We start from the raw sequence: 15,563 nt of genomic DNA, 5'->3' as shown, positions 1-15,563 counted from the left end.
GTTGGCACAGCGGTTAAGAATGCTAAGTCTGGTCAAGCGCGCTACCGCGTTGACAAAGGCGGTATTATTCATGCTGCGGTTGGTCAAGTTGGCTTTGAAGCTGCTGCGATCCGCCAAAACGTTGAAGCTTTGGTATCTGATTTGAAGCGTGCTAAACCAGCAACTTCAAAAGGTATTTACATCAAGAAAATCACTTTGTCATCGACCATGGGTCCTGGCTTAACGATTGATGTGTCATCTGTTTCTGCTTAATCGGTATAAAAAAATTCTGCTGAATCATTGAGAGATCGGTGATTTGGCAAACAAAAATCTTGATGGTTGTTGTTTGTGGTCAGTTTAATCTGATGCGGACAGGAATCGGTTGAGTGGGCTTTGAAGTGGTTAGATATGTTTTGCATGCTAACCAGCGTCAAAGACCGTAGGCGAGAGGTTTGTTTTAATGAATCTTTCTTAATGCGTCCTACGTAGACGCGGTGGGATAAATCTTAGGGTTTAGACTTTCCGCGTGTAGATTGATTATTTTGCATTAGTGAAATAATTAGTATGCAAATCATGGTGATGGACATTGTGTTCATCTATACACGAAGGAGGTTACAGTGACTCTAAGACTAGAGGACAAAAAAGAGATCGTCGCCGCAGTGTCAGAAGCTGCGTCTGGTGCATTCTCTGCTGTGGTCGCCGATTATCGTGGCTTAACTGTTGCTCAGATGACAAGTCTGCGTAACAAAGCCCGTCAGCAAGGTGTGTATGTGCGTGTTATTCGTAACACTCTCGCACGTCGTGCGCTAGAAGGAACGCCGTTTGCAGTATTGAACGACACTCTGACTGGCCCATCGATCATTGCTTTGTCAACTTCTGAAGACGACATGGGCGCTGCCGCTCGTTTGTTGAAAGACTTTGCAAAAGACAATGCCAAGCTGGTCATTAAATCGGCTGCATTTGACGGCAAGCTTTATGCTGCTGATCAAATCGACGTATTGGCAAATCTGCCGAATCTGCACACCGCTCTTACGATGCTGGCGTCAGTTCTGCAAGCGCCTGTTTCGAAGTTTGCTCGTTTACTTACAGCACTCAAAGACAAACAGGACGAACAAGCTGCTTAATCGCAACTTGCCTCACCCACCTATACACATTTTGGAGCTTTACTCATGGCACTGTCAAAAGAAGACATCCTGAACGCCGTTGGCGAATTATCAGTTGTTGAATTGGTTGAACTTATTTCTGCATTTGAAGAAAAATTCAACGTTTCTGCTGCTGCTGTTGCAGTTGCTGGTCCTGCTGCTGGTGCAGCTGTTGCTGCTGAAGAACAAACAGAATTCAACGTAATTCTGACCAGTTTCGGCGCAAACAAAGTTGCAGTTATTAAAATCGTTCGCGAAGTAACTGGCCTTGGCTTGAAAGAAGCAAAAGACCTCGTTGAAGGCGCACCGCAACCGCTGAAAGAAGGCGTGAGCAAAGATGACGCTGAAGCGCTTAAAAAGAAAGTCGAAGAAGCTGGTGCAACTGTCGAAATCAAATAAGACTGAAGGGGTCATTTGCTTGCAAATGGCCGCTTAATCTTAAATATCTCGATAAAGTTCTAGATTCTAGAAAAAGACTTTATTTAGTTTCAAAAAACGGTGGACAAGCGCTTGCGTTTGTGCGCCGTTTTTTATTATACTATGCGGCTCTTGTTTTTGTGGTCGTTTGCGTGTATTGCGCAGTGGCCGGGTCATAAAAGTCGTGCAAGAGATCAATTTTCACAGTGCAGCGCGTCCATTTATCGTAATGGTCTGCTCTTTTAAGGATAGTTTTCAATGGGGTTTTTATTGATGAGGTGTCCGTAGAGTTAAGACGCGAAAAAGAATTTTTAAATCTGCATTGTTGTCGTTTTTGTTTTTGAGTCTTATTAAAAGTTTAGTTCGAAAATGCAGATTTAAACGTTCTTCCATGAACGAGTTTATGCATTCCAGTTTATTGAATTGGAGTGTTTTGCTCGTTTGTGGTTTTGTCGTTTTTGTTGTCTTGGTTCTAAGATGGTCTGAGTAGAGGACTTTTTAGAGTCGACGTATGTGGTAAATGAATGGAAGTCCTGTTGCAACTTGATTTAACAGCAGGTTTTCAAAGTTCATGTGGTTTCGCTGTTCTGCATGATTTTTTACATAGAGATGTGTGGTTATGTAGATTGAAACAGTTTTATTTTGCTCTTCATGCAAAGTCTCATCTTTGTGGGTCTAAAGGGTAGGGTATTTCTGTTCAGATTAAGTTGTAGAGTTTTTTGGTTTTAAGTTTTTGATTGAATGCTTTTGTCTTTTGTTTTATGAAGCGAGCATTATCTTGCACCTACTTTTTTGAGGACTTCCAATGGCATACTCCTATACCGAAAAGAAACGGATTCGCAAGAACTTCGGCAAATTGCCCAATGTGATGGAAGTGCCATACCTGCTTTCCATCCAAGTTGATTCTTATCGCGCTTTTTTACAAGATGGTAAAACTGCGAAGCAACGCGAAGACTTCGGTCTGCAAGCAGCCTTCCGTTCGGTGTTTCCTATCGTCAGTTACTCGGGTAATGCTGCACTTGAGTTTGTTGAATATCATTTAGGTAAGCCTGAGTTTGACGTACGCGAATGTATTTTACGTGGTTCAACTTATGCTGCGCCAATGCGCGTCAAAATTCGCCTGATCATTTATGATCGTGAAACCAAGTCGATCAAAGACGTACGCGAGCAAGAAGTGTACATGGGCGAAATGCCCCTGATGACTGACAACGGGACATTCGTGATCAACGGTACTGAGCGTGTGATCGTGAGTCAGTTACATCGTTCACCCGGTGTGTTCTTTGATCATGACAAGGGTAAAACCCACAGCTCAGGTAAAGTACTGTATTCCGCGCGTATCATTCCTTACCGTGGCTCATGGTTGGACTTTGAGTTTGATGCGAAGGATTTGGTTTTTGTTCGTATCGACCGTCGTCGTAAGCTCCTTGCCACGATTATGCTGCGTGCCTTGAACTACACGACTGAACAAATTCTCGATATGTACTACGAGAAAGTGCCTGTCTATTTGGCAGACGGTGGTTATCAGATCGACTTGATTCCTGAGCGTCTACGGGGTGAAATGGCGCAGTTTGATATCGTTGGTAAAGGCAACAAAATCATTGTTGAACAAGGCAAACGTATCAACGCACGCCATGTTCGTCAGATGGAAGAAGCTGGTCTGACCAAGCTGCCAGTACCTGATGAATACTTGTATGGCCGTATTCTCGCGCACAACGTCTATAACAAAGCAGGCGATCTGATCGTTGAAGCAAACACTGTGCTGGTTCATGAAGTTCTCGTGAAGCTGGTTGAGGCAGGTGTTGTTGAATTCAACATGTTGTTCACCAACGACATCGATCGTGGATCATTCGTTGCGGATACTTTACGTGCAGATACGACACGTAACCGTGAAGAAGCGCTGGTCGAAATCTATAAAGTGATGCGTCCAGGTGAGCCACCGACTAAAGATGCAGCAGAGAACTTGTTCAATAACCTGTTCTTCAGCTCAGAACGTTACGATTTGTCACCTGTCGGTCGTATGAAGTTCAACCGTCGTTTGGGTCGCCCATACGAAGTCGGTACTGACCAAGCCACCCGTGAAATCGAAGGCATTTTGTCCAATGATGACGTGGTTGACGTCCTCAAGATGCTGGTTGATATCCGCAACGGTAAAGGCGAAGTGGATGATATCGATCACTTGGGTAACCGTCGTGTGCGTTCTGTTGGCGAAATGACTGAAAACCAATTCCGTGTTGGTCTGGTTCGTGTTGAACGCGCGGTTAAAGAGCGTTTGAACCAAGCTGAAACGGAAGGTTTGTCACCGCAAGACTTGATCAATGCTAAGCCAGTGGCTGCAGCGATCAAAGAATTCTTTGGTTCAAGCCAATTGTCACAGTTCATGGATCAAAACAATCCATTGTCAGAAATCACGCACAAACGTCGTGTTTCAGCCCTTGGACCTGGTGGTTTGACCCGTGAGCGCGCTGGCTTTGAAGTTCGCGACGTTCATCAAACCCATTATGGTCGTGTCTGTCCAATTGAAACCCCTGAAGGTCCAAACATTGGTTTGATCAACAGCTTGGCGGTTTATGCTAAAGCCAATGAATTCGGTTTCTTGGAAACACCGTATCGCCGTGTTGAAAATGGCGTGGTGACAGACCATATCGAATATCTGTCAGCGATCGAAGAAACCGATACTGTGATTGCACAAGCAGACTCACCACTGAACAAGAAAGGTGAGTTGACTGATGACCTCGTGTCCGTTCGTCATCATGGCGAATTCATTCGCATGACCCCTGAGAAGGTCACCCACATGGACGTGTCACCACGTCAGGTGGTTTCGGTAGCGGCATCGCTCATTCCGTTCCTTGAGCATGACGACGCGAACCGTGCATTGATGGGTTCTAACATGCAACGTCAGGCGGTGCCTACACTGCGTTCTGACAAGCCACTCGTGGGTACGGGCATGGAGCGTCACGTTGCACGTGACTCTGGTGTGTGTGTGGTCGCGGGTCGTGGTGGCGTGATTGACTATGTTGATGCTAGCCGTATCGTTGTGCGCGTGCATGAGTCTGAAATGCATGCGGGTGAAGCTGGTGTTGATATTTACAACTTGATCAAATACACCCGTTCTAACCAGAACACCTGTATTAACCAAGATGCGATCGTTAATCGTGGCGATGTTGTGGCACGTGGCGATATCCTTGCAGATGGTCCATCAACGGATCTCGGTGAGTTGGCTCTGGGTCAAAACATGCGCGTGGCATTTATGCCTTGGAATGGTTATAACTTCGAAGACTCGATCTTGCTGTCTGAGCGCGTTGTACAAGAAGACCGCTTTACGTCGATCCATATCCAGGAATTGTCATGTGTTGCACGTGATACCAAACTGGGTACTGAAGAGATCACTGGCGACATTCCAAACGTTGGCGAAGCCGCGTTGTCAAAACTGGATGCTGCCGGGATTGTTTACATCGGTGCAGAAGTCAGCGCTGGCGATATTCTAGTTGGTAAGGTCACTCCTAAAGGTGAGACTCAGCTGACGCCAGAAGAAAAACTGCTGCGTGCGATTTTTGGTGAAAAAGCTGCGGATGTTAAAGACTCTTCCTTGCGCGTACCATCAGGTACTAAAGGAACCGTTATCGACGTTCAAGTTTTCACCCGTGATGGTCTTGAAAAAGACGAACGTGCGATTGCAATTGATAAAGCTGAGCTTGATGCTTACCGCAAAGACTTGAAAGAAGAGTTCCGTACTTTCGAAGAAGCGGCGCGTAATCGTGTTGAACGCTTGTTGAATGGTCAGAAAGTCAATGGTGGTGGCGGTATCAAGCGTGGTGTAGTGCTGGATGAAGAAACCATCAATGGTTTAGAAACAACGCAACTGCTTGAAATCCAACCGGCTGATGATGATATCGCAGCACGTTTAAGCCAGATCCAAGAGTACTTGAAAGAGAAAGATCTTGAGATCGAAGCGAAATTTGTTGAGAAAAAACGCAAAATCAACCAAGGCGATGAGCTGGCTCATGGCGTGTTGAAAGTGGTTAAAGTTTACTTGGCTGTCAAACGTCGCATCCAACCGGGTGACAAGATGGCGGGTCGTCATGGTAACAAGGGTGTGGTCTCGGTCATTATGCCTGTCGAAGACATGCCTTATGACATCAACGGCGAACCTGTTGATATCGTGCTGAACCCACTGGGTGTTCCATCCCGTATGAACGTGGGTCAGATTCTTGAAACCCATATGGGCTGGGCAGCGAAAGGCTTGGGTCAAAAGATTGATCGTATGTTGCAAGAACAGCGTAAAGTTGCTGATCTGCGTAAATTCATGGACCAAATCTACAACCAAGTCGGCGGTGAGCAAGAAGAACTGGCAAGCCTGACTGATGACGAAGTCTTGGCATTGGCTAAAAATCTGCGCGGCGGTGTTCCTATCGCAACGCCAGTATTTGACGGTGCAGAAGAAAGCCAAATCAAGCAATTGTTGACTTTGGCTGACTTGTCAGAAACCGGTAAACAAGTGCTGTTTGACGGACGTACAGGTGACAAGTTTGACCGTCCTGTGACCGTGGGTTATATGTACATGCTCAAACTCAACCACTTGGTTGATGACAAAATGCATGCGCGTTCAACCGGTTCGTACTCACTGGTTACTCAGCAACCGCTCGGTGGTAAAGCGCAGTTCGGTGGTCAGCGTTTCGGGGAGATGGAAGTGTGGGCACTGGAAGCATACGGTGCAACTTACACCTTGCAAGAAATGCTCACTGTGAAGTCAGACGATGTCGAAGGTCGTACCCGTATCTACAAAAACATCGTGGATGGCAATCACTACATGGATCCGGGCATGCCTGAGTCCTTCAACGTGTTGACCAAAGAGATTCGTTCTTTGGGTATTAATATTGAGTTAAAAGGCGAAGATTAAGCCTTTTCCAAAGCCCTAAATCGATGTTGATATCGATTTAGGGTTGTTTAAGATCAATGAGTTGATTGGGAAAGTGTGAAATTTTCGCGAAGCTTACTTGCATACGTATGACAAGTGAGCTTAGCGCATTAGACAGTATACAAATGACCCCTTCCGAGTGAACACACCTCGGACAACGGAGAAATGACTTGAAAGACTTACTCGATATTATGCGTAAAAAACCGGGTTCGGATGAAGTTCTAGCGAACTTTGACCGTATTCGGATTGGTCTTGCTTCACCAGAAATGATTAAGTCATGGTCACACGGTGAAGTGAAAAAGCCAGAAACCATTAACTATCGTACGTTCAAGCCAGAACGTGATGGTTTATTCTGTGCCAAAATCTTTGGACCGATCAAAGATTACGAATGCTTGTGCGGTAAATACAAGCGTATGAAATATAAAGGCGTGATCTGCGAAAAATGTGGCGTTGAAGTGACGACTGCAAAAGTTCGTCGTGAGCGCATGGGTCATATTGATCTCGCATCACCAGTCGCCCATATCTGGTTTTTGAAATCATTACCAAGCCGTATTGGTTTGCTGCTCGATATGACTTTGCGTGATATCGAACGCGTGCTCTATTTCGAAAGCTATGTCGTGACTGATCCTGGCATGACACCGTTTGAAAAATTCCAATTGCTCGGCGATGAAGAGTATTTCAACGCACTGGAAGAGCATGGCGATGAGTTCACTGCAAAAATGGGTGCTGAAGCGATTCAGGACTTATTACGTGACATCGACTTGGAATCAGAAATTGCACGCCTGCGTGAAGAAATTCCAAATACGACATCAGAAACCAAGCTGAAAAAATCTTCAAAACGCTTGAAATTGATGGAAGCATTCCGCGATTCAAACAACAAGCCTGAATGGATGGTTATGACCATTCTGCCAGTTTTGCCGCCTGATTTGCGCCCATTGGTCCCACTTGAAGGTGGTCGTTTCGCGACTTCTGACTTGAACGATTTGTATCGTCGCGTCATTAACCGTAACAACCGCTTGAAGCGTTTGCTTGAACTGTCTGCTCCAGACATTATTGTGCGTAACGAAAAGCGTATGTTGCAAGAAGCGGTTGATGCGCTACTTGATAACGGTCGTCGTGGTCGCGCTATTACTGGTAGCAATAAGCGTCCGCTGAAATCTTTGGCCGATATGATCAAAGGTAAACAAGGTCGTTTCCGTCAGAACTTGCTCGGTAAGCGTGTGGATTACTCTGGTCGTTCAGTGATCGTGGTTGGACCAACACTACGTCTGCATCAATGTGGTCTGCCGAAAAAAATGGCGCTGGAACTGTTCAAGCCATTTATTTTTGCAAAACTGCAATCTTCAGGCATGGCAACAACCATCAAAGCTGCGAAGAAAATGGTTGAACGTGAAACCCCAGAAGTATGGGACGTTCTTGCACACGTCATCCGTGAACATCCAGTGATGTTGAACCGCGCGCCAACCCTTCACCGTTTGGGTCTGCAAGCGTTTGAACCGACCCTGATTGAAGGTAAAGCGATCCAGTTGCATCCGCTCGTTTGTACTGCGTTCAACGCCGACTTCGACGGTGACCAAATGGCGGTTCACGTGCCGTTGACCATTGAAGCACAGCTCGAAGCGCGTGCGTTGATGATGTCTACTAACAACATCTTGTCTCCAGCGAACGGTGAACCAATCATCGTACCGTCACAGGACGTTGTTTTGGGTCTGTACTACATTAGCCGTGACACGATCAATGCACCTGGCGAAGGCATGGTATTTGCCGATACGCAAGAAGTGGATCGTGCATTGGCAACCAAGTTCGTGACTGTACACAGCCGCATTAAAGTGCGTGTGAACCAGACCGTATTTGATGAAAATGGCGAAAAAGTAACAACCACATTCTTGGTTGATACCACACCAGGTCGTTGCTTGCTTTGGAAAATCTTGCCAGAAGGGATGACCTTCGATCAAGTTAACCAAGTCATGACTAAAAAGAACGTGTCTAAACTGATTAACTCGGTTTACCGTACTTTGGGTCTGAAAGCGACAGTATTGTTTGCTGACCAATTGATGTACCTCGGATTTGCGCAAGCAACTCACTCCGGTGTATCTGTCGGTATGGAAGACATGCTGATTCCGCCAAACAAAGAAGAGATTATCGGTAAAGCGGATACTGAAGTTCGCGAAATCGAAAATCAATTCGAGCAAGGCTTCGTGACTGCCGGTGAACGCTATAACAAAGTGGTCGACATCTGGTCGCGTACCAACGAACAAGTTGCGAAAGCGATGATGGACAACCTGTCTACTGAAGTCGTCATTAATAAGAAAGGCGATGAAGAAAGACAGAAATCGTTCAACTCGATTTACATTATGTCTGACTCTGGTGCGCGTGGATCTGCAGCGCAGATTCGTCAGCTTGCCGGTATGCGTGGTTTGATGGCCAAGCCATCAGGCGAAATCATTGAAACGCCAATTAAGGCGAACTTCCGTGAAGGTCTGACCGTTCTCCAGTACTTTATTTCGACACACGGTGCGCGTAAAGGTTTGGCGGATACGGCGTTGAAAACTGCGAACTCTGGTTACTTGACCCGTCGTTTGGTTGACGTGGCACAAGACTTGGTGATCACCGAGCCAGATTGCGGTACCGATGACGGTATTTACATCACCCCATTGATTCAAGGTGGTGACGTGATTGAGCCGCTACGTGACCGTGTATTGGGTCGTGTGGTCGCTGTTGACTTGTTGACACCAGGTAGCGATGAAGTGCTGGCTCCTGCTGGTACGCTGCTGGATGAGAAATGGGTTGATACCTTAGAAGTCGCTGGTGTGGATGAAGTTAAAGTTCGCTCAGTGATTAGCTGCCGCACACGCTTTGGTGTATGTGCGAAGTGTTATGGTCGTGATCTAGCACGTGGTCACTTGGTGAATGCCGGTGAGTCTGTGGGCGTTATGGCTGCACAGTCGATTGGTGAACCAGGTACTCAGTTGACCATGCGTACGTTCCACGTGGGTGGTGCCGCAAGCCGTGCTTCTGCGGTGAGCAGCATCCAAGTGCGTAACAAAGGGACGATTCGTTTCCACAACATCAAAACCGTAAATCACCATAAAGGTCATTTGGTTGCGGTGTCTCGTTCTGCTGAAATTGGTGTGGCGGATGATATTGGTCGTGAGCGTGAACGTTATCGCTTGCCATACGGTGCGTCGATCAGTGTACAAGATGGCCAAGCTGTTGAAGCAGGTCAGATTATTGTTAACTGGGATCCGCATACACATCCACTGATCACCGAAGTTGCAGGTCGTGTTAAGTTCGTTCAAATCACCGAAGGTGTGACTGCAACGACCAAAACCGAAGATGCGACAGGGATGTCTTCCATTGAGATTCTTCAAGCGAAAGACCGTCCAGCATCAGGTAAAGAATTGCGTCCTTCAGTCGCATTGTTTGATTCGAACGATCAGCCATTGATGGTTGAAGGAACTGATCAACAAGTTCAATACTTCTTGCCTGCACAAACTGTTCTGACAGTGCGTGATGGTGATGTGATCGGTGTGGGTGATGTGATTGGTCGTGTACCACAAGAATCATCACGTACTCGTGATATTACCGGTGGTCTGCCACGTGTAGCCGACTTGTTCGAAGCGCGTAAACCAAAAGAGTTTGCGATTCTGGCTGAAGTCAGCGGTGTGATCACTTTCGGTAAAGAAACCAAAGGTAAGAATCGCTTGCTGATCACTCCAGAAGACGGCAGTGAAGTGCATGAAGAGTTGATTCCAAAATGGCGTCAAATCAACGTGTTCGAAGGTGAACACGTTGAGAAAGGTGAAGTGATCAGTGATGGTCCACAGAACCCGCATGACATTCTGCGTCTGAAAGGCGAAGAGCAATTGGCGACTTATATTGTCAACGAAGTGCAAGACGTTTATCGCTTACAGGGCGTTAAAATCAACGACAAGCACATCGAAGTCATTATTCGTCAGATGTTGCGTAAAGTGGACATCATCGAAGGCGGTGATTCATCGTTCATCAAAGGCGAGCAAGCAGAATACGCGCGCGTCTCTGAAGAGAATGAAGCATTACTGGCCCAAGGTAAGTTCCCAGCACGTTTTGAGCGTATCCTGATGGGTATTACCAAAGCATCGTTGTCAACTGACTCGTTCATTTCTGCGGCGTCTTTCCAAGAAACAACACGTGTTCTGACCGAGGCTGCAGTAACGGGCAAAGAAGATGATCTGCGTGGCTTGAAAGAAAACGTGGTTGTGGGTCGTTTGATTCCTGCAGGTACGGGTCTGGCCTATCACTTGGCACGCCGTCAGCAAGAAGCTTTGGAAGCTGAAGTTGAACTATCAACACTGGCGACCGACTTCTCTGAAGTGGATCAAGCGTTCAGTCAGGCATTGAACGAAGAGCAAATCTAAAGGCTTCGACGAAGTACTTAGATCGGCAATTCAAATAAAAAAGAGGCTCAAATGAGCCTCTTTTTTTTATGGATGTTCTTTAAGTTTAGTGGTCGGCCTGTGTCGGTTTGATTAAAGCCTTAAAATTGACCTGTTATAATGATCCTTATTAAAGGCTTTAAAATTCAATATCCATTGGAGTCACTATGTCGAAATATGCTATTCGTGTGATGCAGGCACAAGACGTCTCCGCAGTCGCAGCGATTGAGCAACAAGTGGAATATCATCCATGGACAGCGAACCAGTTTCAAGAAAGTTTAAACGCAGGGCAACGTTGCACGGTCATTACCAATGGCCAGCAGGTGGTCGGTTTTTGTATTTTGCAGCCTGTCCTTGACGAGGCTAATTTACTATTAATGGCCATTGATCCAGCCCTACAGGGGCAGGGATTGGGCTATTTACTACTTGAAGAGTCGATTGAGCGTTTGGGCGAAGGCTGCGTGATGATCTTTCTTGAAGTGCGGCAAAGCAATCAAGCGGCCATTGGCTTATATCAAAAGGCGGGATTTCATCAAATGGGCATACGCAAAAATTATTATCTAGCCGATCGTGCCCAATTTGCCAGTGGCAAAGAAGACGCAGTCTTGATGGCTCTGACGCGGGGTAATCCCTTTGCTTAACCGCTTGATGTTTAGCGCAGGCGTTTATAATCCTGAATACTTTCATCCCGAGATAATCGTTTGACGAGAATATCCATTTCAGTCATCGTCATCGGACGGGAAATGCGTTGCCAGCGCCCATCCAGAAGCACTTCAATCGGTAGGAAGTTGGATTTATAGCGCATTTTTTCTGATTGCGGCACCCAATAGCCTAAGTAAACATAAGGTAGGCGGTTGGCACGTGCCCATTCAATTTGCTGCATGATGGCAAAGGTGCCGAGGCTACGCTTGTTTTCATCGGGATCATAGAAGGTATAAACCGCTGAGATACCGTCATCTAGAGGGTCGCAGGTTGCCACGACCATGAGGCGATCATTCAGCCAGAATTCAATAAAGAAACTATTGGCGCCTCCAGTGACCAAAAATTTCTCGAATTGCTCACGTGTCGGGGGAAACATATCGCCATCCGCATGGCGCTCGATGATATAGCGTGCGTAAAGGCGATAGTGAATATCAGTGGCGTGTCGCGTTGAACGTATCGCCATCCGCAGATCTTTATTGCGGTTAATGGCGCGACGTTGACTACTATCTGGTTGAAATTCTTCTGCAGGGATACGTGAGGACAGGCACTGACGACAGTGATGACATTCCGGTTTATAAATAAAATCGCCACTGCGACGGAATCCTTGCCGTGAAAGTTCAGAGAGTGTTGATAAATCAAGATCACGAACAGGATCAATAAAAACCATGCGTGCAGCACGGTCATCCAAATAGCTACACGGATGAGGCGGTGTGATGTAAAACCGAATGTTTTTCATGTTAGACATGAGGCGACATACTCCGGTGCCATTTGAATAAAATTTGAAAATAATGTGAGGCTAATGCTCATCATTCCAAAACGTTTGGATCCTTTACTTAATCAAGCCCGAAAAAAGTTCCGGGGTCAACAGTTCGGCGCAGTTAAAGTGACGATTCTGTAACAAATGCCAATCTGGGGCAGATTCAGCGAGAACTTGTTTTAATTGAAGCAAAAATTGTGCACGAGGCTGTGTGGTTGCACCAAGACTCATCAGATGGTCGTTAGGTAGCTGGCAGTCGACAAAGGGGAAGTTAGATGCCATACAGAGTTTCATCAAAAAGGTGAACGCCATTTTGGAGACGTCGGTGCGTAAGCTAAACATCGATTCGCCAAAGAATGCTTGTCCAATTTGGACGCCATACAATCCACCAACTAGCGTCGCATCACCTTGCTCCGTTTGCTCCCAGACCTCCACACTATGAGCCAAGCCAGCAGCATGTAGTCCGCAATAGCCTGAGATGATCTCTTCATTAATCCATGTCCCTTCGGCATAAGCACGGACCCCGGCGCAAGCACGCATCACTGCTGAAAAGCTGTGATCTAGGGTCAGGGTGTATCGATTCTTTTTAAGCGCGCGAATCAGTGTTTTTGAGGGTTTAAATGTATGAGGGATAATGATACAGCGCGGTTCTGGGCTCCACCAGCAAATGGGGTCATCTTCATTAAACCAAGGGAAAATGCCAGCGTGATACGCGGCAAGAATAGTTTCAGGTGCAAGATCTGCCCCAACAGCGACTAAGCCTTCGCCTTCTGGGTCAGCCTGAGTAGGGTCGGGGAATTGCCAAAGGCTTGGCGGTAATCGAGTGGGCTGCATCACACACACTCGTGGTGATGCAGTAGGGGCGAGCTTGCCGTAATTAGAGGCAATTACAGACCATCTAAGAAGCGTTCTGCATCAAGCGCGGCCATACAACCCGAACCCGCTGAGGTGATCGCCTGACGGTAGATATGGTCGGCCACGTCACCCGCAGCAAATACACCGGGGATGCTTGTTTGAGTCGCGTTACCTTGAGTACCGCTCTTCACAACCAAGTAACCATTATGCAGCTCTAGTTGGCCTTCAAACAAACCGGTATTGGGTTTGTGACCAATCGCGATGAATACACCTTGCACGTCAACATCTTGAGCGCTGCCATCGGTTGTACTCTTGATGCGTACACCAGTGACACCAGCATCATTGCCAAGGACTTCATCGACTTGATTGTTCCAAAGAATAGAAATTTTACCTTCTTTTTCACGTTCAAATAAATGGTCTTGCAGGATCTTCTCGGATTTAACCTTGTCACGACGATGAACCAAAGTGACATGGCTCGCAATGTTGGCCAAATAGAGCGCTTCTTCCACCGCAGTATTACCACCACCAACAACCATGACGGGTTGATCTTTATAGAAAAAGCCATCACACGTTGCGCAAGCACTGACTCCACGACCAGCAAATGCCTGCTCGGACTCAAGTCCCAAGTACTGTGCGGTTGCACCCGTCGCAATAATCAGTGCATCACAAGTGAACTCTTCCATATCACCAGTCAGGCGAAATGGGCGCTGGGAAAGATCAACAGAATTGATATGGTCATAGACAATCTCTGTGCCGTAACGCTCAGCATGTTCCTGCATGCGCTCCATTAGCGCATTGCCCGTTAAACCATGCGGGTCGCCTGGCCAGTTGTCTACTTCATTGGTGGTCGTTAACTGTCCGCCAATTTGTAAACCGGCAACCAAAACTGGGTTTAGATTAGCGCGTGCAGCATACACGGCTGCACTATAGCCTGCAGGTCCTGAGCCTAAAATGAGTAAGCGGACATGACGTGTTTTGACGGCGGTGTTCATTAGAATCATCCTAAAGTGTGTTAAATATGGTGCATCATCATTTATGTCGATTATACGGTAGCTTGAGTGTTCTTTTGGTCAAGATTGACAGGATGTAACCAGAAAGTTTCAAACGTTCAAAAGATCAATGTGGTCGTGAGTGACACGATGTACATCAGTACCATTTAGCTCAATGAGCCGTTCATAAGTGATTCATAAAAGTAGGATGCAATCCTACACTTATCAATGGGGTGTTTTGCAATTTTTCCAGCGTGGAAATAATGATATTCATGATCGGAAAAAACTATTGCGGGTTTGATTCTATTGCACCCTCTTGCGGAGTCATGCGTTGTCGTTCAATGCGTTTCAACTGGATAATGTCATTTGCAAACTGTCTCGCCGCTTGCTCACGCTTGGTTTTGAGTGAGGCAACATTGGTTGTGGATTGAGTGAGTAAGCGTCGATTATTGTCCAGTTGGGTTTTGATGGTGACAGGAATCGGTTTGTTATTCCGCTCATAGCTTGCTGCTAAGGAGATACTGTTGTTGAGGGCGGTAGTGAGTTCCTGACTTTGTTGTTCTCCGCGTTTAATTTGATTGTCTATTTCACTGAGTTCTCGATCACGTTGTAGTGCTGCACGGTCAGAAGAGGTGTAAGTTTCTACCAAGTGACGATCTGCAATTTGTTTTTCGATCGCTTGCTCACGTTGCGCCTTCTGCTGATCATAGCGCTGCGTAGAAAAAGGCGGGACATGCCTGATGACCTGCATATGATTATCCAATACATCATAGCCATGTGACATGTGTTGTTCACTGACCGAAGAGCTTAATGTCGGGATCCCATTGTCATAATAGCGATACCAGCGAGCCTGTGCAGTGGTGGTGGCAAGTGCTGAAAAAGACAAGAGCGTTAGCCCGCATAGCACACATGATGTCAGCAATCTTTTGTCCATAACTGACGGTAATTGTAATATTTGTGCCAAACCTTGCACAGAACGCTGAGAATGCTTTTTCAACAAACTGAATATATTGAAAAAGAATTTTCGAGCAGAAAATACGGTTGGCATACAATGTGCTTTTATTCTGGGGCTATAGGTGGTGGGCATGTGCCGAGCTCTCGTCCTGAAGTAATATCATAAATCGCAATTCCATTGCGGGTAGATGCAATTATGCAGCCAAACTTTAAATTATGGTATGACTAAAAATAAGGGCATCTTTATGATTTAGGTAAGAATCGCAGTAAAAGTTATATTGGGGTGGGTGAGAATAGGTCGCGAGTGAAAATAAAAATAACTTAAACACTGGTTTAGTCTCTCTGAACGTTTTATGCTACACAAAATAATACTCTTAATCGTCCATAATCCGTCAGGAATAGCGATTTAGTGAGTACTAGTTTGCAACTTCGTACTAT

The 15,563-nt window shown here is 46.2% G+C and carries 9 protein-coding genes and 1 pseudogene; 6 read left to right on the top strand and 4 right to left on the bottom strand.

Annotation, left to right across the window (positions count from 1 at the left end; genetic code table 11):
- The 6 genes and pseudogenes from ACLHG7_RS07925 to rimI form a co-directional block, all read left to right on the top strand.
- Window positions 1–252: pseudogene (locus ACLHG7_RS07925) on the top strand (50S ribosomal protein L1); the annotation flags it as partial.
- A 344-nt stretch (window positions 253–596) separates the two neighbouring features.
- Entirely contained in the window at window positions 597–1,103 is a 507-nt protein-coding gene (gene rplJ, locus ACLHG7_RS07920; RefSeq protein ID WP_410210505.1) for a 50S ribosomal protein L10, read from the top strand.
- Between the two features lie 45 nt (window positions 1,104–1,148).
- Entirely contained in the window at window positions 1,149–1,520 is a 372-nt protein-coding gene (gene rplL / locus ACLHG7_RS07915; RefSeq protein WP_410210504.1) for a 50S ribosomal protein L7/L12, read from the top strand.
- An 823-nt stretch (window positions 1,521–2,343) separates the two neighbouring features.
- Window positions 2,344–6,435, top strand: a complete 4,092-nt coding sequence (rpoB, locus tag ACLHG7_RS07910; RefSeq protein WP_410210503.1) for a DNA-directed RNA polymerase subunit beta — start codon at window positions 2,344–2,346, stop codon at window positions 6,433–6,435.
- Window positions 6,436–6,623: 188 nt separating this feature from the next.
- A complete protein-coding gene (gene rpoC / locus ACLHG7_RS07905) occupies window positions 6,624–10,850 on the top strand; it encodes a DNA-directed RNA polymerase subunit beta' (protein WP_114899474.1) in 4,227 nt (1,408 codons plus the stop codon).
- A gap of 185 nt (window positions 10,851–11,035) precedes the next feature.
- Window positions 11,036–11,509 carry a ribosomal protein S18-alanine N-acetyltransferase gene (gene rimI, locus ACLHG7_RS07900; protein WP_410210502.1) on the top strand — a complete coding sequence of 158 codons (474 nt, stop codon included), beginning with the start codon at window positions 11,036–11,038 and terminating at the stop codon, window positions 11,507–11,509.
- Between the two features lie 11 nt (window positions 11,510–11,520).
- On the opposite strand, the gene ACLHG7_RS07895 is transcribed toward rimI, so the two are convergent.
- From ACLHG7_RS07895 to ACLHG7_RS07880, 4 genes are all read right to left on the bottom strand, one after another.
- Complete coding sequence (locus tag ACLHG7_RS07895) at window positions 11,521–12,315, bottom strand: arginyltransferase (protein WP_410210501.1); 795 nt, start codon at window positions 12,313–12,315, stop codon at window positions 11,521–11,523.
- Between the two features lie 84 nt (window positions 12,316–12,399).
- Window positions 12,400–13,161 carry a leucyl/phenylalanyl-tRNA--protein transferase gene (aat, locus tag ACLHG7_RS07890; RefSeq protein WP_410210514.1) on the bottom strand — a complete coding sequence of 254 codons (762 nt, stop codon included), beginning with the start codon at window positions 13,159–13,161 and terminating at the stop codon, window positions 12,400–12,402.
- A 53-nt stretch (window positions 13,162–13,214) separates the two neighbouring features.
- Window positions 13,215–14,174, bottom strand: coding sequence for a thioredoxin-disulfide reductase (gene trxB / locus ACLHG7_RS07885; RefSeq protein ID WP_410210500.1), 960 nt, complete (start codon window positions 14,172–14,174; stop codon window positions 13,215–13,217).
- Between the two features lie 283 nt (window positions 14,175–14,457).
- A complete protein-coding gene (locus ACLHG7_RS07880; protein ID WP_410210499.1) occupies window positions 14,458–15,093 on the bottom strand; it encodes a hypothetical protein in 636 nt (211 codons plus the stop codon).
- Between the last annotated feature and the right edge of the window lie 470 nt (window positions 15,094–15,563).

It is taken from the genome of Aquirhabdus sp. (assembly GCF_046462495.1).
Classification (GTDB): domain Bacteria; phylum Pseudomonadota; class Gammaproteobacteria; order Pseudomonadales; family Moraxellaceae; genus Aquirhabdus.
This window is presented reverse-complemented; position numbering and strand designations above follow the sequence as displayed.

Excerpts from the sequence above, each read along its gene's own strand:
- rplL (WP_410210504.1), top strand. The coding sequence starts at position 1,149 with ATGGCACTGTCAAAAGAAGACATCCTGAACGCCGTTGGCGAATTATCA.
- rpoB (WP_410210503.1), top strand. The coding sequence starts at position 2,344 with ATGGCATACTCCTATACCGAAAAGAAACGGATTCGCAAGAACTTCGGC.
- rimI (WP_410210502.1), top strand. The coding sequence starts at position 11,036 with ATGTCGAAATATGCTATTCGTGTGATGCAGGCACAAGACGTCTCCGCA.
- ACLHG7_RS07895 (WP_410210501.1), bottom strand. The coding sequence starts at position 12,315 with ATGTCTAACATGAAAAACATTCGGTTTTACATCACACCGCCTCATCCG.
- aat (WP_410210514.1), bottom strand. The coding sequence starts at position 13,161 with ATGCAGCCCACTCGATTACCGCCAAGCCTTTGGCAATTCCCCGACCCT.
- trxB (WP_410210500.1), bottom strand. The coding sequence starts at position 14,174 with ATGAACACCGCCGTCAAAACACGTCATGTCCGCTTACTCATTTTAGGC.